We start from the raw sequence: 22,856 nt of genomic DNA on the forward strand, positions 1-22,856 counted from the left end.
TTGTCCAATGTTGCCAGTCGATCTCGCTCTTGTGCCGGTCCTGCAGCCAGCGTCGGGTAATATCGAGCAGCTGGCGGCGGTGCGGGCCGGACGAATACGTATGATCCGCCTGGAAGATGATTTCTTTGTCGCAGCGCGAGTCTTCCCGTGTCCAGAACAGCTTCTGGTACAAGAAGGCGTAATCGACCGGAATCACGTCGTCGGACGTTCCGTGTACGACCAGCACGTCGCCGTAGAACTTGCCCGCTTCCTGGAAAGGCTGGAACGCGCCGAGCGATTCGAAGAAGAGCGGCGTAAACGAGTAGCCCAGATAATCGGCGCTGCCGGTGCGGACGGATTCGTCGTACCGCGAGCGGCCCGTGATCTTGACGATATCGTTGAAAGGATAGCCGACGGCGGACCACAGCGCGAGGCTCTTGACCCGGCGGTCCCGCACGGCGGTCAGCAGCGCCACGGCTCCGCCGAGGCTGTGCCCGATCAGCGTTACCCGGCTGGGATCGATATCCGCGCAGGTCATCGCGTAATCAAGCACGGTTCGGGTCTGGCGAATCATCGACTCGATGCCTTCTTCCCCGTACACGCCGCCGCTCTCGCCGCATCCGGCATAATCGAAGCGGACGACCAGCTGGCCGTCGCCCGCAAGTTCACGCGCCGTGGTCACGAACAGGCGGTCGACTCCGATCCGGCTGCCCACAAAGCCGTGGCAGATGACCGTCAGCGGAAGACGTCCTTCGCATTCTCCCGAAGTCGGATAATGAATCGTGGCGGTCAAATCATGGTTGTCGTGGCGGATCAGAATCTGGCGTTCCATGGCAGCAGCCTCCCCGTAATCTAATTCCTAGTCAAAAGGTATGAATTATATCCATCTTACCGCCCTATCCCCCTTATTGTCAATTCGCAAACCGGGTTAACCGTCCTCCACACCCGGACGACAGCCCGGCGTAGACCCCTGCAGCCGATTGCGCTATGCTTAAAAAGACAAACGTCCGGGAGGGAATGCCACTTGAACCGCTACCGTTACGGTGTGCTGAAAGCCAAAGCGATCGAATCGATCCACGGCTTCGGCAGCCGGCCGCATTTTCATATCCGCCTGCAGGACGATCGGGGCTCCTCTTACAGGGCCTCGGTCAATATCAAATCCAAAGCCTATCCGTCCGAACTGCTGTACCATATCGGACCCTGCCTGCCCGACGATGCAGAGGCGTTGAAGACCCTGCCCGGCGGATTCTCCCCGATCCAACACGGCCGGCCCGTACAGGGGCTGGACTTCGTCCGCCGTCCGCTGCCGAGCCAAGAAGACATGGTCCCGCTGCCCGCCAGCCTGCCCGGACCGGACAACGATCTGAACGAGAAGATCGTTGCCTTGATCGATGCGGCCATGCTGGCCCATGCCGATCTGTACGTCTTCGGCGACAGTTGGGGACCCGAACCGAAAACGCCGGACTACTACTTCGGCTTCCGGCCGGGACGCGGCGTGCACAATATTCATATGAATCAGGGCAATGAGCATCCGTGGCACGAAGACAACGGAGCTTTCCGGGACGGAGCGATCCTGGTGCATTTTGCCGAAGGAGACCGCTGGACCGGACTGTTTCTCGCTTTTCAATCGCAATCCTGGAAGACGGACGAGCGGGGACGCGCGGTGGACTGATCCCGTTCGCCGCCGCTCCGCTCATCCGCCCGGGTGCCGCCCACGTTGTTCATTACAGCCCGACAAGGAGGGTTCACGTTTTGAGCGTCCGCACAAAAATCCGCGAGATCAACAAGATCCGCGACCAACTGAACACCAAAAACGCCGAATATTTCGATGAAGTCATCGTTCACGTCCGCTCCGGCCGCGTGATCGAAGAAAACGGCGAAGACTGGCTGCTGGAACGGGGACTGGAACTCCTCGCCGCCCAGCAGAAAGGCACTCCCGCGGCCCGGCTGTTCGGTCCGAATCCGATCGACTTTGCCGAGCAGGGTCTTGCCGGCCTGCCCCAACGCAAAAAAGAACCGGCTCTGCGCTCCTATCTTCTGGTCCCCTGGACCGCGCTCAGCTGGACGTTTCTGCTGCTCGGGCTGACCGCCCTGTTCGTTCCCGAGACGGAGGAAATCAATACCGGTACCCTGCTGATCGTCGTGATCGGGGCCATTGCCCTGTTTGAAGTGCTGATGAGACTGGTTCGCCGCGATCCCGAAGAAGGCGTGCCGGCTCCGCCCAAGTTCAATCTGCGCGGAATAGGCTCCACTTTGATCGCTCTGATCGTAGTCGGAGCAGCCGGCCTGATGGTGCTGCAGATCGCGCCGACCGTCAAGATTCCTTTCCAGATCAGCCTCGTGATTGCGGCGATCGGATTTATCGGACAGTTCGCGCTGCTGCGCAGAAGATAAGGCCTATCACGTAAAAAGCCTCCCTTCCGGGAGGCTTTTTTGCGACGAGGTCAATTCAGCGAAGGACGGAAACGGAGAAGCGACGGGCCGACAGGAGATCCGCCGCCGTCCAAAGGCTCTACAGCATCACTTCGACGCGCACCGATTCGCGGTCGCGATAAGCGGGCAGAAGGCTCCCTGCGAGCGCTTCGCCATTGACGCGGATTTCCCGCACGCCTCTGCCCGAGCCGCTCTCGTTACGTACCTCAATCTCGTACAGGCAGCCCCGGAAGCAGCGCGATACGCGGAAGCCTTCCCACTCCGCCGGAATGCACGGGTCGATCCGCAGACCGTCCAGCTCCGCCCGCACGCCCAGGATATGCTGCGTCGCGGCAACGTACATCCAGGCGGCGGTGCCGGTCAGCCAGGATACGTTCGCCAGCCCGAATTTGTCGGAATCCGGACCGAACAGATTCGATGCGTAGACGTACGGCTCGGCGCGGTAGCGCTCGAGTCCCGCCGTATCCATCGCCACGCTCGGAATCAGCTGCCGGTAGTATTTGTAGGCCAGATCGCCCCGGCCGAGCCGGCATTCCGCGATGATCGCCCACGTATTCGCATGACAGAATACCGCGCCGTTCTCGCCCGTGCCGGGATTGTAATTGGTCAGCGGATCGGCCGGGTCCGGGAAATCGGTGATCGGCGGATGCAGCTTCTTGAGGCCCAGTTCCGTGTCGAGCATACTGCGCACGCTGTCCATCGCGATCCGTCCTTTTTCTTTTTCCGCCATGCCCGACAATACCGACCAACTCTGCGCGTTCAGCCACAGTTTGGCCTGGTCGTGCTCATCCGTGCCGAGGAAGCGGCCGTCGTCCATCACCGCGCGCCGGAACCATCTGCCGTCCCACCCCGCTCCGTTCACCCGCCGCTTCTGGTCTTCGTACAGCCCGCGGTAGCGTGCCGCATCTTCGCCGCTGCCTGCCAGATCCGCCAGATCGATCATCTTCAGCAGCGTCGTGCCGAACTGCATGGCGGTCCATATACTCTCGCCTTTGCCTTCGCGGCAGACGCGGAACAGCTGATCGTTCCAGTCGGAACGCAGCATAAGCGGGAAGCCGTTTCGGCCCAGATGATTTGCCGTAAACTCGATCGCCTGCCGCAGATGTTCGTAGACGCTGCCTTCGCCTTCATCGTAGTAGGGGATCTTTTCATGCAAAAAAGAAGCGTCTCCGCTCTCCGCGATCAGTTCCCACACCGCAAGGGCCGTCCACAGATGATCGTCCGAATGGATACTCGTGACCGGGTCCCAGCCTTCATTCGGGAAAAAGTAATGGTTCACATGCCCGTCCGCGTACTGCTGCCCGAGCAGCAGCCGCAGTTTGCCTTGGGCCGCTTCGGTATCGTGGGGCGCGACGGCCAGAATGTCCTGCGCCGTATCGCGGAAGCCCACGCCCCGGAACGTGCCCGTCGCATAGAACGAAATATTGCGGGAGAACAAAAAATTGCGCTGCGCCTGATACGGATTCCAGATATTGAGCATACGCTGGGCTTCCGGGTCGGGCAGTTCGCAGTGCCAGGCGTCCAGATACGTTTTCCAATATTCGTGCAGGCCGGTCAGCGAACGTTCCACGAATCCCTGCTGCCGCGAGCGCTCCACGGCCAGCAGCGCTTCCGCTTCGTCGGGCGCCGTGCCAAGAAACACGTTCAGTTCGCGCGTCTCGCCCGGAGCCAGCGTCAGCGTCATCTGCAGCGCCCCGCACGGGTCGCCGCCGAGCAGGGTGGAGTTCGTGCAGCCCCCGCGCTCGATCGCAAGCGGATTCGACTCGCTGCGGTAGCTGCCGATGAACGCATCGCGGTCGCCGTCGTAGCCGGAAACCGGAACATCGGCGGCCAAATAGACGATTGGCGTTTCTTCCGGCTTGGGCTGGTTCTCGACGCCGTACCGGTACAGCAGAACGTCGCCTTCCGCATGCGTGACCGAGACCTGATGTTTGTTGTAGCACTGCCACTGAAGTTCGCGCATAAACTCCATCATGCCGAATTCGGCGTACGCGTACACGTTCAGCGTTTTCTCGGACGAAGAGCCGTTGGTCAGCGTGAGATTCCAGACCAGCGAATTTTCTTCCGGTCCGACCAGATACAGCGTGCGGGCTCTCAGGCCTTTTTTCTCCGCTTCGAACCGGGTGTATCCCATGCCGTGCGCGCTGCTCCATTCGTCGGGGCGGGCGACAGCCGGTTCGTGGGTCGGACACCAGTACTCGTTCGGATCCGCGCCCGCTCCGGTTTCCTGAATATACAGATAAGGCCCGGAACGGTCGGTCGGCAGATGGAAAAAGCGGTAGCGGGTAATCCGCCAGATCTGCGGCGATTTGTAGAAAGCGACGCCGCCGCCCGCATGCGACAGCATCATATGGAAGGTGCCGTTGGACAAATAATTCATCCAGGGCGTAGGCAGATCATGACGGTAAAACCGGACTTCCCGGGCTTCGTCGTCAAAAGCATAAGTACCGTCGGCCCGGCGTTCGGACGGATCGGGCAGGGGATCGGGACGGGAAAAAGGTTGGGAGGGTTGTCTCGTCAAAGCCTCCGATTCATCCGCCAAGCGGGCAGCCGGTTCGGTTTCCGCGGAAGCGGAACGTGCCGCCGACAGCGCTGCCCGGCCGACAGCCGAAGCCGCGGCGGGGCCGAGTGCGGAGAGCGTACCCGAACGTTGGCTGTCCGGGCCGGAAGTGGGCGAAGATCCGTTAGGTTCCATTCGTGAATCACTCCTTCGATTGAATAATGTTCGGATTCCGGTTGGCCCGAAGACCCCGTTCTATTTGGGGTCGATCTCGTCGATAGTCATCCGGTAGCGCAGATCGTCCATCGGACGGCCGTCGGGATGTTCGAAGAAAACGCCGAGCCGGATATCTTCTTCCCCGCCGCGCGCCGCGACGATCAGGCGGTTGAAACCGGGCAGAAGCCGCATGTCATAAGGCGGCGCCAGCGCTTCGCCGTTCAGCCAGGCTTCGGCGGAAACGGGATTCCCCGCAAGGCGCAGACGCGCCGGACGACCCGGCGCATCGTGCTCTGCCGAAGTTTGGCCGGCCTGCGGAAGAGGCGCCCGATCGGCGGGATCTTCCGCTTCCGGAACCTCGACAAAAGCGCTCAAGAACCATAGTCCGCCAGCCGAACCGCCGATTCGCATCAGGCCGTCTCGGGGACTGCGTTCCTTTTTTTTCATCCAGCCGTACAGGCCTTCTCCCAGATTGTTCAGGGTAAACTGCGGGTCGGCGTAATAAGCGCGCATCGCTTCTTCGTCGCGATAAGGTTCGCACGGCAGCGCCATCATCGATTCGACGGCAAGCTGCCCGTCGCTCTTGACGCTGTTCCATAAACCGTCTTCGAACGCCGCGCCCAGATTGGCCAGCAGGCGGGCATACAGACGCAGGCTCTTATCGAGCGCGGGGCGCAGCGGAATCTGCGAGCAGACGATCGAACCCGCGCCGACGGCAAGCCCGACCACAAAATTCCCCGGCTTGCGCGCATGGTCGCGGTTCAGTTCGACCAGCGCCAGGCGGCTGTATTCGGCGGTGCGCTTGCGTACGAAATAATCTTTCCATGCCGTGCCTTCGACGCTGACGCAGACGGCGCGGACGCCGGAGGCTTCGATCCGGTGCAGGCCGAGCGGCAGGTTCTCGACATCCCGCGGCGAGAGATGCACTTTGTCCAGGCCGAACAGATCGGCCGGACTCAGGCCCGCGGCCGGCGGACAGGCATAGTCCGCCTCCAGCTGGTAAGTCTCGTGGGCCGTCACCGTAACGGGGCGGTCCAATAGACGCGACAGCGCTTCGCCGTGCGTTTCGTCGCACGGCAGCACCAGAACCGTGCCGCCGGCTTCGGCGAAGGCACGGGCCGCCTCGGGCGCTCCGGTCTCCCGCAGCAGACCGGGTTCGATCAGCAGCAAGCCGGGCGGCGCGGACAAGGCGCCGGCAGGCGGGGCGCCGTCCTCCGGCCCACTGCCGCCGGAGGACGGCGCAGCGGGTTCGGGCGGCGCGGAGCGGCCGGTCGCGGTCCGGGCGGCGGAAGAATCGCCGGACGGGAATCGGGCTGCCAGAGCGGCGAGATCGCTGCCGCGGCGGAGCGGTTCGTACGGCAGGCGCAGCGCCGACAGGAAGAGCTCGTTCATGCCGCCGCGCGCACCGAGGAAGCGGACCGGCAGCCGTTCGGCTCCCGGCGAAGCGGGAGCGGCCGCGGCAGGCCGGGCGCCTGCCGCCTGGATCAGCAGGCGGCGCAGCAGCAGGGCGGCCTGCGGCACACGCGCGAAGCGGCTCGTCAGGCCCAGCTGGCTGGCGAGCATATAACCCCGGCCGCCGCGGTATTCCAGCAGCGGCGTCCACAAGTCGCCGCCGTCGCCGAAATCGCCGGCGCTGCATTCCAGCAGCAGCCGGTAATCGCCCGCCGCCGGCTTCTCGAATGCGGCCGTAATGATCGGCACAGGCCCGTCTTCGCGCAGCTCCGGGTCCCAGAACATCAGGTCTTCGTCGCCGAATCCGGCCAGAACCGGATGATCATAGCTGCCCGAATGGGCACGGATAAAGTCCCGGCGGCTCAGCGTCAGGCGGCCGATCGAGAAGCGATCCTGCTCGAGGATGAGCAGGCGGCCTCCTCGGGCAGCGAATGCGCGGACGCCGCGTTCGATCCGGCCGTCTTCGTCGCGGATCCGGCTGCCGATCACCAGCAGACCGCCTTCCGGAAGATGCTCCAGATCATCGGCGTGCGCGACCCGGCAGCCGGGCAGCAGCGTTCGCAAGGCGGCATAATCGGCTTCCCCGCCGAGATACCGGCATTCCGCGGCGAGCGTTAACGGCTCGCTTTTGATTCCGGCGGAGAAGATCTTGTAGATTTTGCGCACTTCGTGTACCCGCTCGCCGTCGTGATACAAGGTCGCGATCAGTTCCGACGCTTCTCCCGCCGACCCTGCCAAGGGCCGTTCTCCCGTCGAACTTTCCCGGGACTCCGATTCCGTGAGCCCCGCAGCGCAGGCCGTATCCCCGGGCCGGGCCACCACGCGTTCCGGCACCCATTGAAATACCGCAAGTTTGCGTTCGGCCGGCTGCTGCCTGAACCGGATCGTCTCGCAGCGGATCGTATATCCGCCCTGCTTCGCTTCGAATTCGATTCGGACGTCCCGGGCACGCAGCGTGTCGTTATACACATCGAAACGGCGTACGATCGGGCTGTCGTCATAGAAGCTGTGATCGTATTCCGCCGCGATCAGCGCCGCCGGACGAAAAGCTTCCCGCATGACGGCAAAAGCCGGGTTCGGCCGGTAAGCCGGATACTCCGGCGGCAGCAGACCGTTATTCAGCGTCAGCGAATACGCCGGCACAAAAGCCGGCTTGACACCGGGAGACTCCAGCTCGTTCCACTCCAGCGGAATATCCCGCTCGGGCATGGCCCGCATAAAGTAATGGGCGAAGTTGAACGTCGAGAGTCCGGAGACGTCCTGCCGCCGCGCATATTCGACGAACAGCCGCTCTTTTTCGGCCAGTCCTGCCGCCGCTTCGTCGGTATGCCGGTAAGCTTTCATTCCCGTATACATACTGGCGTTCTGGGGACAGATGTACCACCAGCCCCCGTGTTCGCCGAAAGTCAGCGGCACCTTCCGGTCCCACTGCGAGATCGTGCCGTCGATATTGTAGTGCCGGCTCTCGACTTCCGTCTGTTCCCGGGCCAGCAGGCGGTTGTCGCCTTCCGCCATGATCGGCCGGGTCGGATCGAGCCGGCGCATCCGGTCGATCAGGAACGGGATATGCCGTTTGTATTCGTCCCGCCCGTCTACCCAGCGCATCTCGTTCTCCACGCTCCACAAGATCACGGACGGATGATTGCGATCCCGCAGCACCAGACGCTCCGCATGTTCCAGAGTATTCAGGATATAATCGGGATGATCCGCCGCCATCGATTTGCCCGATCCGTAGATCGCGGTCTCGTCGACGATCAGCATGCCGGTCTCGTCGGCGATCCGCAGAAAATATTCCGGATACGGCTCCGCATGCAGTCGGATACAGTTGACGCCGACTTCGCGGCACATCGCATACCAGGTTCGCACATACTCTTCGGTCTGCTGCATCGGTCCCTGAAAATGCCACGAATCCCCGCGCAGCCGCAGAGGAATCCCGTTGAGCCTAAAGATCGGCCCTTCGCTCCAGAACTCCCGAAACCCGAAACTCTCTTCCAAACGATCAATCGTTTCGCCCGCTGCGCACAGTTCCAGTTCGGCCGTATACAGCACCGGCGAATCCGGGCTCCACAGCTCGGCGCCGCTCCAGTCCAGCCGCAGCGATGCCGCACCGCTCATCGGGCGCTTGTCGTTCTGGCACAGGCGGGGCGGTTCGCTTTCCCCGGGCCGCCCCTCCCCTTCTTCGCCGTCCCAAGCGGCAAGTGACGTTTCCGCCGCCAGCACCGGCGGATCGTCCGGCCGGTCCCGACGGCGCACCGTCAATTTCACGGTGAACCGGGCTTTTTCTATCCCGGACGGCAGCGTCTCTTCTTCCAAGCGGCCGACAAACGCATCGATGTCCAAGCGGTTTTGACGCACCGAAGTCCGGATCGCGATCCGTTCCAGCGCCATGATCGGCAGGCTTTCCAGCCAGACATCCTGCCACAGTCCCCGGGCCAGATAACCGAACCAGGAACCGGTCAGTCCGGTCACCTTGAGCGCTCCCGAAGGCAGAACCGCCTGATCGAAACCGGCACAGACCACCTGCAGCTCATGCGTTTCTCCGGCGCGAACCCCATGCGTGATATCCAGGCGCAGCGGCAGATAACCGTCCCGCCATGCCGCAAGCTTGCGTCCGTCCAGATACACGGCGGCCTGCTGCATGACTCCGTCGAGGCGCAGGACGATCCGGCGCCCCGCAAATTCCCGGGGCACATCCACCATCCGGCGCAGCACTCCGGCTTCCGCGCGGTCCCACTCGGGCGGATACCCGAACGGGGCGAACAATTCGAAGCCGTATTCGGCGATCCTGCCGAACGTGCGGCCCGGCTCCGGCTCGTACGAACCCCGCCAGCTGGACGGAACACGCACCTTTTCCCGCTCGTAACGGATCTTGTCCGGCAGCGACAGCCCGCGGGGACGATCGTACAGCGGCATGAACTCCCATTCTCCGTTCAGGCTGATCCGGCTGCGCAGGCCGCCCGCCTGCCCGGCCGCTCTCCCTTCTCCGATCCATCCGGCTTCCTTTTTCGGCATATCCTCATTCCTCCTCCGGCAGCCGAGCTGCGAGTACCCGGTCCAGATTCAGCCAGATCCGCTCGCTTTCTTCCGCCTGCTCCCATTCGATAAAATGCGGCCGCATTACCGCTCCCCAGTCTTCCGGCGTAGAAGAGGTCTTCAACCTGCCCGCATAAGGCGCCGGTTCAACTGTAGAAGGACGTTCCGCGTAGAAAAACAGCAGATTCTCATGCAGACCGATGATCCCGTATTTATCGCCGTCGCCCGGCTTTTCTTCCTGGTATTGATAATGGTAAAAAACATAGCTCGCGACCTGATCCGGCTTAAGCCTTGCGATCCGCCCATACCCTTCGGTCCCGCCGTTTCTTCTCCAATGTTCGCGGCCTGCCGGACGCTGGTAATGAAAAATATCCGCCATCCGCGCAAACAAACGGGGTGCCGCTTCTCCCGGCCACGCGGACAGCACCGAAGCCGCTTCGGGAAAAAGAAAGGCCGGTTCAAAACCATGAACCTCCCCGTTCGCGGCTCCCGGCTCCTTCACGGTCCGGCCTGCAATTTCCGCGTAAATCAGCCAGCTTCCTCCTGCGCCGAATACGTCGACGCGCAGCGCTCCGGCCTGCCTCATCGCGCTTTCCGTTTCTGCGGCCCGGCCGTTCCTTTCCCGAAAATAAGCCTGCGCCGCCTGGACATCCGGGCTCCAGGCCCGGTACATTCGTCTTTCCATGACACGTTCCTCCCCGGTTTTATCCGCCCCGTTTCTGCCGCGTCTGTTCCTCGTGTTCTTTGCGGTACTCGCCGGGCGTCCGGTTTTCCAGCTTCTTGAATACCCGGATAAACGACATCGGATACAGATACCCGACTTTCTCCGCGATCCCCTGCACCGATTCGTCGGTCTCGACGAGCAGGCGCTTCGCTTCGTCCATCCGCAGACGGGTCAGGTAATCGACGAACTTCTCTCCGATCTCTTCCTTGAAGATCCGGCTGATCGTCTTGGTATTGCCGCCGAACGCTTCGCCGATCTGCGTCAGCGAAAAGTCCGGATCGCCGTAATGTTCCGCCACATAGGCTTTCATCCGGTTCGCCAGATCGTAATGCTCCCGGTTCATCCGGCCTTCGCGCAGCCGTTCTTCCGCTTCTCGCAGCGAGTCGAACAGCGGACCGCGCAGCTCGCCGATCCATTCGAAACCTTCCGGCGCAGACGGAATCCCCCGCAGCTCGCAGCCGTTCCAGATCTCCTGCATCGGCGGCGGAAGCTCCTGCATCTCCCGCCCGAACTGGGCCCGCAGCAGACGCAGCAGGCGGACGATATCTTCTTTGGAATAGCCGCCTGCCGCGATCTGCGCGAAGAACCGCTCGGTCAGCTCTTCCCATTCTCCGCTGCCCAGCCGGAAAGCCAGCGCCGCTTCCCGCACCGTCTGGACCAGCGCGTCCATGCTTTCGCCCCGGACCGCTTCTTCGCCGGCGCGGCCGAAGACATAGACCCTGGCCGGGCCTTCCGCCAATTTGCGGTCCAGCGCAGCCAGCGCTTTGCGGTACGAGACCGGAATGCCGGGCAGGTTCTCCGCCGCTCCGCCGAACCCGAACGTCGCCGTGAATTTCACGTTCTGTTTCAGCCAGCCGCCCGCCTGCTGCGCCATCGCGGCCAGTCTCGCCGGATCGGCCGGACGGTCCGCACCCGGACGGCGGCGATACAGCATGCCCAGCCGGTCCGGCCCGATCCACTCCATCCAGAGCGGCTCGCCGCCTTCGTCCGCAATCTCCTGGATGACGCTGCGCAGCATGAACTTGAACAGCGCCAGATCCCGGGCGGAATGCTCCGCCGACAGCGAAGCGTAGGCGTCGATCTCGGCCACCCCGACCACACAGTCTTCATATTCGCCGCCAGCGCCCACGCTTTCCGTTTCCCGGCTCCACTCTTCCGGCAGCAGGTCGCGGCTTCCTTCCAGCAGTTCTTTGAACACGTAGGCTCTCCGGTAAGGAAGTCCTTCCGCCTGCTGGCGTTCGTAATCGTTGGCCTGACGGATCAATTTCTCCAGCGACCGTTCGATAAAAGCAAACTCGTCGTCATTCTGCTTCGGAGCCAACAAGCCGCGTTCCCGGTGCTGATCCGCAAGCGCCGCGATCCGGTTCATGACCTGTCCGAGCGGCCGGTAATGCCGGTGGCTGATATACGTCATCGCGGCAATCCCGCCGATCACGGCGGCAAACCCGAGCAGCGCCCACACATTGGCGAACACGGACAGGACCGAGAACGCGCCTGCGCTGGCCAGCCGCACTTCCACGGTCCAGCCGGTATAAGGCGACTGCAGCGATATTTTCTCCCGTTCGCCTTCGTCCGAGCAGCTGGCTTCCGAACCGCCGATCATGCCGCCCGCCGGGTCTTTGATACAGACGTCGGCACTGCTGCGGCCCGTCTCCTGGATCAGCGACTGGATCGACTCTTTGCGCACATTGATGACGATCAATCCCTGTTCCCCCGAAAAATAAGGCATCTGTTTGCTCAGCGAGACAACAGAACGCTGTTCCCGGTCACCCGGGAACAGCTTCATCTGCCGCAGTCCGCTCCAGATCGGCGCATTCGGCGGAAGGCTCAGCGACCGCTCGATAAATCCGCGGTCTCCGAACGCCGGCAGGGTGGAGGAGAAAGACTGCATCAGCACTTTGTCGTCGGCCCTGCGGTACAAATAAACGGAATCGATCATCGGCTGCGGGGACATGAAATCGAGCAGCGCTTCCGTGACGCCGTAATCGCGGTAGGGAGTCGAGACCGATTCCGCGAAAAAGGCGCTCACCCGATCGTTCAGCAGCACGCCTTTGACGGCCGGCGTTTCGATCCCTCTCAGCGCCGTGTCGACGACCTGCACGACATTTTGCGCGTAGATCCCGTTTGCCTGAAGCGTCTGCTTGCGCACCGTCTCGCTCAGCGTCATGAAGAAGACGATCATCAGGCACGATACGACCGCGAACAAGATCGGCAGATACGACAGGATCAGCCGGTACAGCCACTTTTTGTGCATGCTTCACTCCCCCTCTTCGTCTGGCGGCCGCAGTGCCCGGCAGATTCGCCGCTTCGCCTCAGTCCGACAGTTCGGTTACGCGCTGCCGGGAGATGAAGCCCAGATGCCCCGCTTCCCCGATCGCGTCTTCCGACGTGTCCAGGTAATTGAACACTTCCTGTCCGTCGGACTTCAAGATGATCCGGACGCCGCCCGCTTCCCGGAACAGACCGGTTTCGAGCGTATGTTTTTGCCCCAGCGCCAGCATGGTGTTCGGTACGCCGAAGCCGGCAGGGCCCGGAGTCGTATTGTTTTTATCGAGCGATCCGTACAGAATCGTACGCTTGCCGGCGTTGAACCGGTGCAGCTCGATCTTGTCCTTGTTCGTAATCGCGAGATACATCGTGCCGGTATTGTAGTTCTGGGTAATATCCTGGCTGCCCAGCATCATCGCGTACCAGTTGGCCGAATTGGCCGCATCGTCGATTCGCAGATCGAACTTCAGCATTTCATTCTGGAATTTGCGGTCGGCATACGCCATATATCCGGCCGGAGCCCGAAGTGCAAGCGTACCGTTTTCCAGTTCGCTCAGACCGTTCGCCTGCGTTTTCACATACCAGCCTTCCGGATCGCCGATTTCCGCCTGCAGGGAATGAACGTCGGCACTTTGTTCGTTCCAGACCCGGATCGTATAATCGGAAGACAAAGTCCCTCCTCCGGGAAGAGCTGCCGTCAGCGTAAGGGTGGCGGTACCGACGGCCTGCCCGGTGATTTCGCCGGATGCGCTCACCGTGAAGATCGCCGGATTTGCGCTTGCATAAGACACGGTGCCGATCTCCTCGCGGTCTCCGAACCGGGTTGTACCGTAAGGCTCGGCCTGCTGCACCTGTCCTTGGCGAATATGGGCGACTCCGCCCGGATGGCCTTCCAGAGCAATGCCTTCGAGTACATCGTCCACCTGCACCGGCGCCTTCAGAATCCGCAGCACGCTGCCTTCGATAATCAATACTTCGATCTCCGCGGTTCCCTGCGCTATGCCGGTAACTTCTCCCTGGGCATCGACCGTCGCGACGGCCGGATCGGTACTGCGGTAGAACAGCCCGGCTCCGGCGGCGCTCAGGATCTCGTCCCTGCTGCCGCGCTTGACCGGAGCAAGAACTTCGCTTGTTCCCGATGCCAGTTCGGCCGCTTCTACGCTCCAGCGTCCGATTTCCCCGTCGTTCAAAGCGCCGTAAGCGGATTCAAGTCCGGCTTTGTCGGCGATGGCCTGCGCTTCCTGCGGCCAGTTCGCATCCGGTACAACCGTGTTGTTCTCGAACAGGACACCGGTGCCGTTGTTGGTATACGTGCTCGTCGTCGTGTAATTGTCCACGTACTCCACGTCATGGATCGAAGGCACGTAAGCCATCGCCCAACGGACGGGAGACGTCCAGGGCGGCGCGTCCTTGAGATCGATCACGTTGCGCTCGAACTTCCAGTAAGCCGATCCTTCGTCGGTATACAGCGCCGCGTTCGCTTCAAGCTGATTGCGGATATAATTGCCGCGAACCAGATTCTTCTCCGCCGCGGTGCCGCCGGTTGTACCCAGCGTGTAAATGGCGCCTCCGTCGTGCAGACCCATTCCCATTAAATCATAGATCAGATTGTTCTCGATTTTCACATTTTGGGTAACCGGATCGAAATCTTTGTTCCAGCCGTATCCGATATGCACACCGCTGTAAGGCAGATTGTACATCTCGTTGTGGCTGATTTCCATATCCAGCGGATATCCCGCGGATACGGCGGCCGCCGATTTGTAATCGACCCCGATATCGTGAATGACATTGTTGAGAATATCGTTGTTCTTCATGCTCAGCCGCGTATCTTCCGGATTATATACGTTCCGGTCCGACGAGTTCGGCTGCCCCACGTTCACGGCTCCGCCCGACAAATCGTAGAACCGGCTGCCTTCGACCCGGCTGTTCTGCACGCCGTTTTGCATCCGGAGCCCGGTAATGCCGAGCTTGGCGAATGTCGTTCCGGTAAAGTTGACCGTGTTTGCCAGCTCCACTTCGACCGCAGCCGGCGCCAGTTGGTCCGGCGTTCCGCTGTACCGCAGATGATTGTTCTGCGCGTCGGAATGGCCGGCGTCCGTACTCGGACGCATCCAGGTCGAATACATAAAGGCCACGTTCTCGAAATTCAAATTGCGTACGGGATTGTCGGCGGAGCCGCCCGTGATCGCAGCCAGCTTTTCGAGTCCGGGCGCGATGACTTCGGCGTCGGCAAGGTTCTCCCATTCGCGCGGCATGTAATAGAGATAACCCGCATCCCGGTCGTGATACCATTCGCCCGGTTCGTCGAGCAGCTCAATCGCGTTCTCGTAATAGACGGGCAGCGTAGCGGACGTCTGGGTACGATTTTTGACATTGGTCCATCCCGGCTCCCGCAGCGTAATCTGCGCCAGGCCGTTCGCCTGCGTCACCGATTGGACCCGGACGCGGGAATTGGTCCAGACGTCTTCGAATACCAGCTCCAGCTCGTCCGCATCGCTCCATGAAGCGATTTCCGTATCCCGCGACGTATAGCCGGTCGCGATCTGGTTCGGGCGATTCAGACCGCCCTCGCTGCGTGCCCGCACCGCGCGTACGCCATCGACGAACAGCTGCCTGGTCTGCAGACCGTTTCCGGCGGGTGCACGGTAAATGCCGCTGCCCGGTACGGTTTCGGCCCAGCCCGTGATCCGGCTTCCTCCGCTGATGACGGTCTCTTCGCCGCCCGCTCCGCGGTAAATGACAAAGTGCCCGTTCGTGCCGGAATCCTCCGGCGCGAAGTTCAGCGTCTCGTCGAGTGCAAAAGTACCTGCGCCCAGATTCACCACGATATCGCCGGTCATATTGTCGTTCAGCGCACGGGCCTCCTGCTGCGCGCGTTCGATGGTGGCGAACGGTGCCGACTGCGTGCCCGTATTCGTATCGCTGCCCTGCGGCGACACGAACAATTCGGCCATGACGGTGCGCGCCGCTACCGTCACCGGCACCGAAGCTTCCGCCGTCCCGTTCACCGAAGCGACCGAAAGGGTCGTCTGCCCCGGAGAGACGCCGGTCACTTCGCCGTACCGGTCGACCGTCGCAATCGACTCGTCGGCGGAGCTCCACTGCAGCTCCGCTTCCGTCGTGTCTTCGGGCTCGATCGTCGCCTGCAGCAGAATGCGCGATCCGGTCGGAATCGGTCCGGGCAGCGGCTGGATCGTGATGCCGGTCGCCGGAACATCCGCGACGACGACCGTCGTTTCGGCTGCGGGAATCGGTTCGTCGGGCTGCGCCGTGATTACCGTCGTACCCGGCGAGACTCCGTGTACGCGCCCTGCGGCGTCAACCGTCGCGATACTCTCGTCGGCCGACGAGTAAACGGCGCTGCGGTCGGTCGCATCGGCAGGCTGGAAATTCAGAGACGTATCGATATCGCGGCCGGTCGCGACCTCATACTGTGCTTGAGCGAAAGAAGCGCCGGACGCCGCGATGTATCCGTTTACAATAATGTCGTCGAAGCTGGCGGACCCGGCATTTTCCCTATACACCGACAAGTAAAAGGACTGCATGGGACCTCCGCGGGTCAGCGGTTCCTTCGTCAGCAGACGGCGGCCGTCAACGTCGAGATCGAAAGTGCTCCCGGAGCTGTTCATGGTGACCCTTACGTCGTACCAGGTTCCCGCCGCGACCGGCATCAGCTTCGTCCAGCCGTTGACTTCCTTTTTCTTGTAGCTGATTTCGCCTCCGTAAAGCGCGAATTGAACCATGGACCCTTCCGCTACGCTTGGCGTGGGCAGATAGATGACCGCGTTCGTCGAATCGACGCTGAAGCTGTACGCCAGCGTGCTCCGACCGGTCGTGACGGCGGCATTGCGCCGGAAATTATGCCCGGCTGCGACAGGCGCGGCCTGATTGATCTTCAGCACTTTGCCGCCCCGTTCCGCCGATTCCGCGATGAGCGCCGTTACGCCGGACGGAGGATTTCCGATCGACCAGCCGGCCGGCGGAGCGCCTGCCGTGCCGGACTCGAAAGTATCCGCCACAACCGAAGCGGAAGAGAGCGAAGTTTGGGCTGCGGTTCCGGGGCCGGCAGCAGGCCCGGGCTCTGCGGGAACTTGGAAGTCCGGAGTGCCCGACCCGGGAAGTTCCGTATCCGGAGCTTCGGCGGCGGGAAGTTCGGCATTCGGAATTTCGGAATCGGGAGCTTGGGAGCCGGAAGCTTCGGAATCGGAATTCTCCGGTTCGGGAACTTCGACCGCCCGGTTCCCGCCGGATACCGGTTGTGCCGAATCCGCTTCTTCCCGCACGGACAGTGCCGGATTTTCCGCCGCGTCGGCCTGCCTGGTCATCCCTGCCGCCGGCAGCATACCCGCCGTTAAGACGGCTGCCATCATACACGCTTGGATCCGTTTCCCTAATTTCTTGTTCATGTTTCATCTCCTTCCGCGTATTCGCGGGATTGAATAGCACAGTCCAAAGCGAAAACCGCTGTCTTGAAGTCGTCGACTGCGTTTCAGAAACCGATCGGAAACGGATCTTCGGCCGAGTCTTGGCTCGGCTCTCCCGGCCGCAGTATATAATCGCGGCCGGCTTTGCTTATCGTGAACCGGGTTCTTGGATCAGTCTTGTTCATGCGGGTCAACCCGCAGCAGAACCTGTTCCCTGCCGCTTTCCAGCAGTCGGATCCGACGGATGCGTTCATGCGGACCGCGCGGCACTTCGCGATCGTCCAGCACCTCGTCTTCGATCGCGATATTCCCGAGCCGGGCACGCACGGCGTCTTCGCCCGCCGCTTCATCCAGGCACAATACGGCCCAGCCGGCTTCCAGGCGCGGCGCGACGATCGTCTGCACGGGGCCGCCGGCGCCGTCGTATAGAACCTGGCGCAGCTTCAGGCACCCGTCCGCGCGTTCCGCATGCAGCACGCCGGGACGGTGCTCCGCAGCATTCCCGCTTTCCTCAGGACTGTCTGTACGGCCGGATCGGATTCCGAGCAGCGGCGCGATCGCGATCGCCGCGCCCGGATAACGCAGAACCTGCCAGAGCCGGCCGTCGCCGCCGGCAACCTCGACCGGACGGCCTTCAAAACGGTGCACGATCCACTCGTCGGCGATCTCCGCCGCAGGCTGCCGCACGTTCTCCAGCGTCCGGACCGCAAGCAGCGCGTATTCGCTCTGCGCCGCATACGTACGGACTTGCGGATACGGCCGCTGCCGGAACAGCGCCGGCATCAGGTAAGCCGTCTTGTAGCTTTCGGCCGGATGGGTCCGGATCGTATGCCCGTCGTCGACAGACCAGCGGGCATACGAGACCTGTCCGTCTTCGGCCGCTGCCGACAGCGGAAAGCTCTGCCAGCCGAGGCCCCACGACTCGTGCTGATAGCTGCCCGGGATGGCCGGGAACGCATTCAGGCTGCCGAGCCGTGTCCGGCGGCCGATCCAGCTGTACGCGTACGTATCGTCGAAGACTTTTTCGCGGCGGATCCGCGGTACGGGAAGCCGTTCGCCTTCCGGCGTACCTGTGAGCTCTTCCGGTGCGCCGCCGAGGTCTCCGGCTGCGATGCCGCCCGCCGCTGCCGTTCCGGCCCCAGCCCCTGCCGCACTCCCTGTTCCTTGGGCTTGAAAAGCTCCTTCGAACAGCAGCAGTGCGGGAAAATCGTTGGCCTGAAACGGAAGCTGCGCCGGGCCGTCCGCTCCGCTTGAAGCCTCCTTGTTCTCCGGCTCGTCCGTGCCCGTTACGCCGGCGATCAGCCAGGCCAGACTCGAACGGCGAACTTCGCCGCCGAAGTTGTAACTGCGAATCGTCGGAACGAATTCGTACCCGTCATGGAACAGCAAAATATCGAGCAGCGTTCTCCGATGGCCGTCCAGCCGTTCCGCCAGTTCGGGCCGGCGTTCCTGCAGCAGCGGCAGCGCGATTTCCAGAGCGTTCAGCATCACGCTTTGATAGACCAGGCTCATATTCTCGCCCCAGCCCCAGCCTCTGCGAGCGGTATAATCCGCCCAACGCTCGAAATACTGCATCGAGAGTTCCAGACGGGCCTCGTCGCCGAGCAGCGAAGCGATCGCAAGCAGCATCGCTCCGTCGCTCATCGTCTTGTTCGGATAATACAATTCGGGTTCGCGGCATTCCCGTTCGAACCAGGCCGCCGCATGCCGGAGCATGCCGTCGATCGCGTCCGTATGTTCGGGCGGCACAGCTGCGGGCGCACGCAGCCTCAGCGATACCAGAGGCATCAAAATGAAGAACGCCGCGTTCGAATCCTGCACGGCGGATTCTTCCGCATACCAGCGGAAAGCTCCGTAATACGAGTCTTCCGGATCCGTAATTTGCAGCCGCTCCAGCGCACGCAGCGTCTCCAGCCGCTGCGCGGCGGAACGCCCCGAAGAACCGGCGGACGCTCCAAGCGCGTTTTTCGATTCCAACAGTGTCTCAAGCGCATAATAGCCGGCCGAATACCGCCCTTCGTGGCAGACAGGCAGATGCGCGATCTGCCGGGTATGGCCGGGCCGGTCATACCGGACCAGCCCGTCTTCGATCACGATGCCGGCCGATTCTTCTTCGTAAATCTGCCGCATCGTGCGCAGTGTCCAATCGTTCAATGTGGAGCCTCCTTTCCGTTCGGTCGGTTCCGCTTCGTTTTACTGCTGCTCTTTCATCTGCTTGCCCATCTCGTAAATATCGCTCATCAGAATAGCGTCGTCTTTGTTCTCCGCATACCAGGTCGCGTAGAATTCGTCGATTTGCGCGCCGCCGGCTTTGTCCCATACGGCCTGGGAATCGCTGATGAACTTGTCGACCGCCGCCTGTCCGCCGCCGCCCACGATCGTCTGCATCGCCATATCGAGCATCGTTTTGTTGGCGTTGGTGTTGATTGTGGCGAGGTTTTGCGGCAGCAGCGGCAGGTACGCGCGCTGGGTGATGCCGACCATCGGACGGGCCGGGTCCATATAAGCGGCTTCCGCCTGCTCGTAAATTTTGATGAAGTCTTTTTCGGCGTCCGTCGGGCTGACTTTGTTTTTGAGACCGTAATTTTTGCCGATCAGTGGAGTCAGCATGCCCATATCGCGGTTATATTCCAGCTCCGTTTTATTTTTCTCCGGATCGATCGGCTTGGCGCGTCCGTCGTCCGTTTTCGTGTAATGTTCGCCCTCGATACCGTTCTGGATCGTGTTCGTGTACTTGTCGCTGACCATAAAATCGATCATTTTCATGACGGAGACAGGGTCTTTGGCCGATGCGTTCACCATCCCCGTCATCTGCACCGGACTGCTGAGGAGCGGACTGTAGCTGCCGAACTCCGTTTCCGGAAGCGGCATGGCGATCACTTCGGCATCCGGCACATTCTGCTTGAGCGCTTCGTACGAACCGACATCCGCGCCGTTGCTGCCGTAAATGCCGAGCTTGCCGGAGATCCACATCTGCTTTTGCTTCTCGCCGTTTTTGTCCGTCACGAAGTCTTTGTCCACCACGCCGGCGTCGTACAGCTTCTGCTGGAACGAGATTGCCGAGCGAATCCGTTCCCAGTCATGCACAACTTTGTCGTTTTCGAGTACCCACGGGATCTGGTCTTCGCCGAACAGCGTAAAGCCCGTGCCGTACATATGGTTCAAAATGATGCCTGCCACGAAGCTAAGTCCCGTGCCTTCCGTATTGGCTTGTCCGTCTCCGTCCGGATCCTTCTGCGTAAACGCTTCGGCGACCGCCAGGAATTCGTCCGGCGTCTTCGGCACGTCCAGCCCCAGCTTGTCCAACCAGTCTTTGCGGATCAACAGATAATGCTGCGGCGTCAGCTCCATCGGACGGCCGAGCAGATACATCTTGCCGTCTTCCATCGTGGCCGCTTTTTGAATGGCCGGATATTTCTCCAGCATCGCTTTGTATTCCGTACTGTTCTTGGCAATCAGATCGTCCAGCGGCATCAGCTGTTTCTGATTGTAGAGCTGGCCTTGGTAAGCCGTATCGAATTCGAAAATAAGATCCGGGGCCTGGCGCGAAGCGAACAGCACGTTGAACTTTTGCAGCGATTCGAAGCGCGGCACCGTCACGTATTTCACATCCGCCGGCCCGTTCTCGTTGACCCACTTGGTCCATCGGTTGCTGTCCATCGTCCCTTCGGACGCCGGAACCGTACCGCGGTCGTACAGCGAGACGGTGATCGAACCGCGTTTGTCTCCCGCCGCTCCGGTCTCCCCGTCGGCGCTGCCTGTTCCCGGCGTTTCTCCCCCGCTGCAGCCCGCGGCGCTCAGGGCGAAGGCCAAAGCCAGTGCCGCATACGCGGATTTTCGGGCATTGCGAACAATTGGGCCTGCGGCAAGTTTTTTTCTGGTCATACGGATAACCCTCCTCTGATTAGAAAGCTGTCGACTTTGTACAAAAACGTCCTGGGTTCGCCGGAAATCTCCGGTATGCCTCCTGCTTCAGCCTTTGATGGCCCCGATCGTCACCCCTTTTACAAAATAACGTTGCAGCAGCGGGTACACGATCAGCATCGGAATGATCATGATCATGATGCCGGCGGCTTTGATGCCTTCCGGCGTAATGTTGCTGGCCTGCTGCGTATCCATCGTGTTGATCTCCTGCAGCACGGCCTGGCTTCGCACCATCTGCTGGATCAGCACGGTCAGATTGAGTTTTTCGGGACTGTTGACGTAGATCATGACATTGAAGAACGAGTTCCAGTAATACACGCCGTAGAACAATCCGATCGTGGCGAGCATGGGCAGCGACAGCGGCAGTACAATCCGCAGCAGCAGCCTCCACTCCCCGGATCCGTCGATCCGCGACGCTTCGATGAGTTCTTCGGGCACATTTTCGAAAAAGGACCGCATAATCATCATATTGTACGTACTGACGAGCGCCGGCAGCCAAAGCGCCCCGTACGTGTTGACCAGTCCCAGCGAACTGACTACCAGATAGGTCGGAATCAGTCCGCCGGTGAACAGCATCGTAAACACGATCGCGAGCGTCAGCCAGCGGCGGCCGTAGAATTCCCGGCGCGACAGCGGATAAGCGGCGCAGATCGTCACGACCATGCTGAGCGCCACGCCGACGACCGTAATGAGCACGCTGTTCGCGAAAGAGCGCAGCACCGGCGTGCCTTCGAACAGCAGCTTGTAGGATTCAAACGTGATCTCCTGCGGCCAAAGCGTGACGAAGCCCGACATGACCGCGTTTTTGCCGCTGAGCGACAGCGAGGCCAGATGCAGCAGAGGCAGCAGGCACAAGATGCCGGCCAGCGTCAGCAGCACATAATTGAACACGTAAAACGTACGCTCTCCCCGGGTCGATTTCATGATCGTTCCTCCTTTTTCACCATAGGCCCCGACCGAATCGGCGCGCGACCGCATTGGTCAGCAGTACGAGAATGAACGCCACCAGCGATTCGAACAATCCGAGCGCCGCCGTCAGGCTGAATTGTCCGCCCTGCAGACCGATCGCGTAAATGTAGGTGCTGATGACTTCGGATATGCCCGACACGATGGAATTTTGCAGCACATAGACCTGGTCGAAACCGACTTCCATCACCCGCCCCATTGCCAGAATCAGCATAATGACGATCGTCGGGCTGATGCCGGGCAGCGTGATATTGCGGATCTGCTTCCATTTGCCCGCTCCGTCCATTGACGCCGCTTCGTACAGACTCGGGTCGATGGAGGTGAGCGCCGCCAGATAGATGATCGCGCTGAATCCGGCGTCTTTCCAGATGCCCGATCCGAGGAAAATGGCGACCCACGAGCTTTCGCTGAACAGGAACGCGAACGATTGTCCGGTCAGCTTCTCAAGCGCCGCATTGACGATACCCGATTGGGCGAAGATCGTCACGACGAGGCCGCCCACGATCACCCAGGAGAAGAAGTGCGGCAGATAGACGAGCGTCTGCACCGATTTCTGGAACCACTTTTTGCGAACCTCGTTCAGCATAATGGCGAGAATGATCGGGAAAGGAAACCCGACCACGACGCTCAGTACGCTGAGCAGCAGGGTGTTGCGGATAATCTGGAGCGACTGCGCCTGGGTGAACAGCATCTCGAAGTTGGCAAAACCGACCCATTGGCTGCCCCAGATTCCTTCATAGAACGTGTAATTTTTGAAGGCGATCACAAGACCGGCCATCGGGGCGTATTTGAACACCAGATAAAAAACGATGACGGGAATAAACATGATCCACAGCGGCGTGTTCGTCTTGAACCGCTGCGTGTGCCAGAACCGTCGGGACTGTCCGGGCGACTTCGCCTGCAGCCGGATAGGCTTGGCCGAGTTGGCTTTCATACG

11 protein-coding genes and 1 pseudogene are annotated in these 22,856 nt (G+C 61.3%); 2 read left to right on the plus strand and 10 right to left on the minus strand.

Translation table 11 applies throughout. The annotated features are described in order from the left end of the window. Positions 1–4: 4 nt before the first annotated feature. Positions 5–811: pseudogene (locus tag HOP44_RS13360) on the minus strand (alpha/beta hydrolase); the annotation flags it as partial. 192 nt (positions 812–1,003) lie between these two features. On the opposite strand from HOP44_RS13360, the gene HOP44_RS13365 reads away from it, so the two are divergent. Both HOP44_RS13365 and HOP44_RS13370 read left to right on the plus strand, forming a co-directional pair. Further along, positions 1,004–1,651, plus strand: coding sequence for a YukJ family protein (locus HOP44_RS13365; protein ID WP_172254104.1), 648 nt, complete (start codon positions 1,004–1,006; stop codon positions 1,649–1,651). A gap of 80 nt (positions 1,652–1,731) precedes the next feature. Further along, positions 1,732–2,373, plus strand: coding sequence for a DUF1129 family protein (locus tag HOP44_RS13370; protein ID WP_172254105.1), 642 nt, complete (start codon positions 1,732–1,734; stop codon positions 2,371–2,373). A gap of 118 nt (positions 2,374–2,491) precedes the next feature. Here the strand turns inward: HOP44_RS13370 and HOP44_RS13375 are convergent, their stop codons facing one another. The 9 genes from HOP44_RS13375 to HOP44_RS13415 all read right to left on the minus strand — a co-directional run bounded on the left by HOP44_RS13375 (position 2,492) and on the right by HOP44_RS13415 (position 22,853). Further along, positions 2,492–5,107, minus strand: coding sequence for a GH36-type glycosyl hydrolase domain-containing protein (locus HOP44_RS13375; protein WP_172254106.1), 2,616 nt, complete (start codon positions 5,105–5,107; stop codon positions 2,492–2,494). A gap of 60 nt (positions 5,108–5,167) precedes the next feature. After that, the gene (locus HOP44_RS13380; protein WP_246369782.1) at positions 5,168–9,592 is read right to left on the minus strand and encodes a glycoside hydrolase family 2 TIM barrel-domain containing protein; all 4,425 of its coding nucleotides are present in this window, start codon (positions 9,590–9,592) and stop codon (positions 5,168–5,170) included. Between the two features lie 4 nt (positions 9,593–9,596). Next, the gene (locus HOP44_RS13385) at positions 9,597–10,298 is read right to left on the minus strand and encodes a hypothetical protein (RefSeq protein WP_172254107.1); all 702 of its coding nucleotides are present in this window, start codon (positions 10,296–10,298) and stop codon (positions 9,597–9,599) included. 19 nt (positions 10,299–10,317) lie between these two features. Next, positions 10,318–12,591 carry a helix-turn-helix domain-containing protein gene (locus HOP44_RS13390; RefSeq protein WP_172254108.1) on the minus strand — a complete coding sequence of 758 codons (2,274 nt, stop codon included), beginning with the start codon at positions 12,589–12,591 and terminating at the stop codon, positions 10,318–10,320. 58 nt (positions 12,592–12,649) lie between these two features. Next, positions 12,650–17,011: an Ig-like domain-containing protein gene (locus HOP44_RS13395; RefSeq protein WP_172254109.1), complete on the minus strand. Its 4,362-nt coding sequence runs from the start codon at positions 17,009–17,011 to the stop codon at positions 12,650–12,652. A gap of 189 nt (positions 17,012–17,200) precedes the next feature. Further along, positions 17,201–19,183: a hypothetical protein gene (locus HOP44_RS13400; protein ID WP_172254110.1), complete on the minus strand. Its 1,983-nt coding sequence runs from the start codon at positions 19,181–19,183 to the stop codon at positions 17,201–17,203. Positions 19,184–19,222: 39 nt separating this feature from the next. Beyond that, positions 19,223–20,914, minus strand: a complete 1,692-nt coding sequence (locus tag HOP44_RS13405) for an extracellular solute-binding protein (protein WP_172254112.1) — start codon at positions 20,912–20,914, stop codon at positions 19,223–19,225. Between the two features lie 87 nt (positions 20,915–21,001). Continuing rightward, a complete protein-coding gene (locus HOP44_RS13410) occupies positions 21,002–21,877 on the minus strand; it encodes a carbohydrate ABC transporter permease (RefSeq protein ID WP_172197253.1) in 876 nt (291 codons plus the stop codon). 16 nt (positions 21,878–21,893) lie between these two features. Next, positions 21,894–22,853, minus strand: a complete 960-nt coding sequence (locus HOP44_RS13415) for an ABC transporter permease (RefSeq protein ID WP_425501868.1) — start codon at positions 22,851–22,853, stop codon at positions 21,894–21,896. Positions 22,854–22,856: the final 3 nt, after the last annotated feature.

This window comes from Saccharibacillus deserti (assembly GCF_013618475.1).
GTDB lineage: Bacteria > Bacillota > Bacilli > Paenibacillales > Paenibacillaceae > Saccharibacillus > Saccharibacillus deserti.

What these genes read in the sequence shown, in the direction of transcription:
- HOP44_RS13375 (WP_172254106.1), bottom strand. Translation starts at nt 5,107, where the DNA reads ATGGAACCTAACGGATCTTCGCCCACTTCCGGCCCGGACAGCCAACGT.
- HOP44_RS13380 (WP_246369782.1), bottom strand. Translation starts at nt 9,592, where the DNA reads ATGCCGAAAAAGGAAGCCGGATGGATCGGAGAAGGGAGAGCGGCCGGG.
- HOP44_RS13385 (WP_172254107.1), bottom strand. Translation starts at nt 10,298, where the DNA reads ATGGAAAGACGAATGTACCGGGCCTGGAGCCCGGATGTCCAGGCGGCG.
- HOP44_RS13390 (WP_172254108.1), bottom strand. Translation starts at nt 12,591, where the DNA reads ATGCACAAAAAGTGGCTGTACCGGCTGATCCTGTCGTATCTGCCGATC.
- HOP44_RS13395 (WP_172254109.1), bottom strand. Translation starts at nt 17,011, where the DNA reads ATGAACAAGAAATTAGGGAAACGGATCCAAGCGTGTATGATGGCAGCC.
- HOP44_RS13405 (WP_172254112.1), bottom strand. Translation starts at nt 20,914, where the DNA reads ATGACCAGAAAAAAACTTGCCGCAGGCCCAATTGTTCGCAATGCCCGA.
- HOP44_RS13410 (WP_172197253.1), bottom strand. Translation starts at nt 21,877, where the DNA reads ATGAAATCGACCCGGGGAGAGCGTACGTTTTACGTGTTCAATTATGTG.
- HOP44_RS13415 (WP_425501868.1), bottom strand. Translation starts at nt 22,853, where the DNA reads ATGAAAGCCAACTCGGCCAAGCCTATCCGGCTGCAGGCGAAGTCGCCC.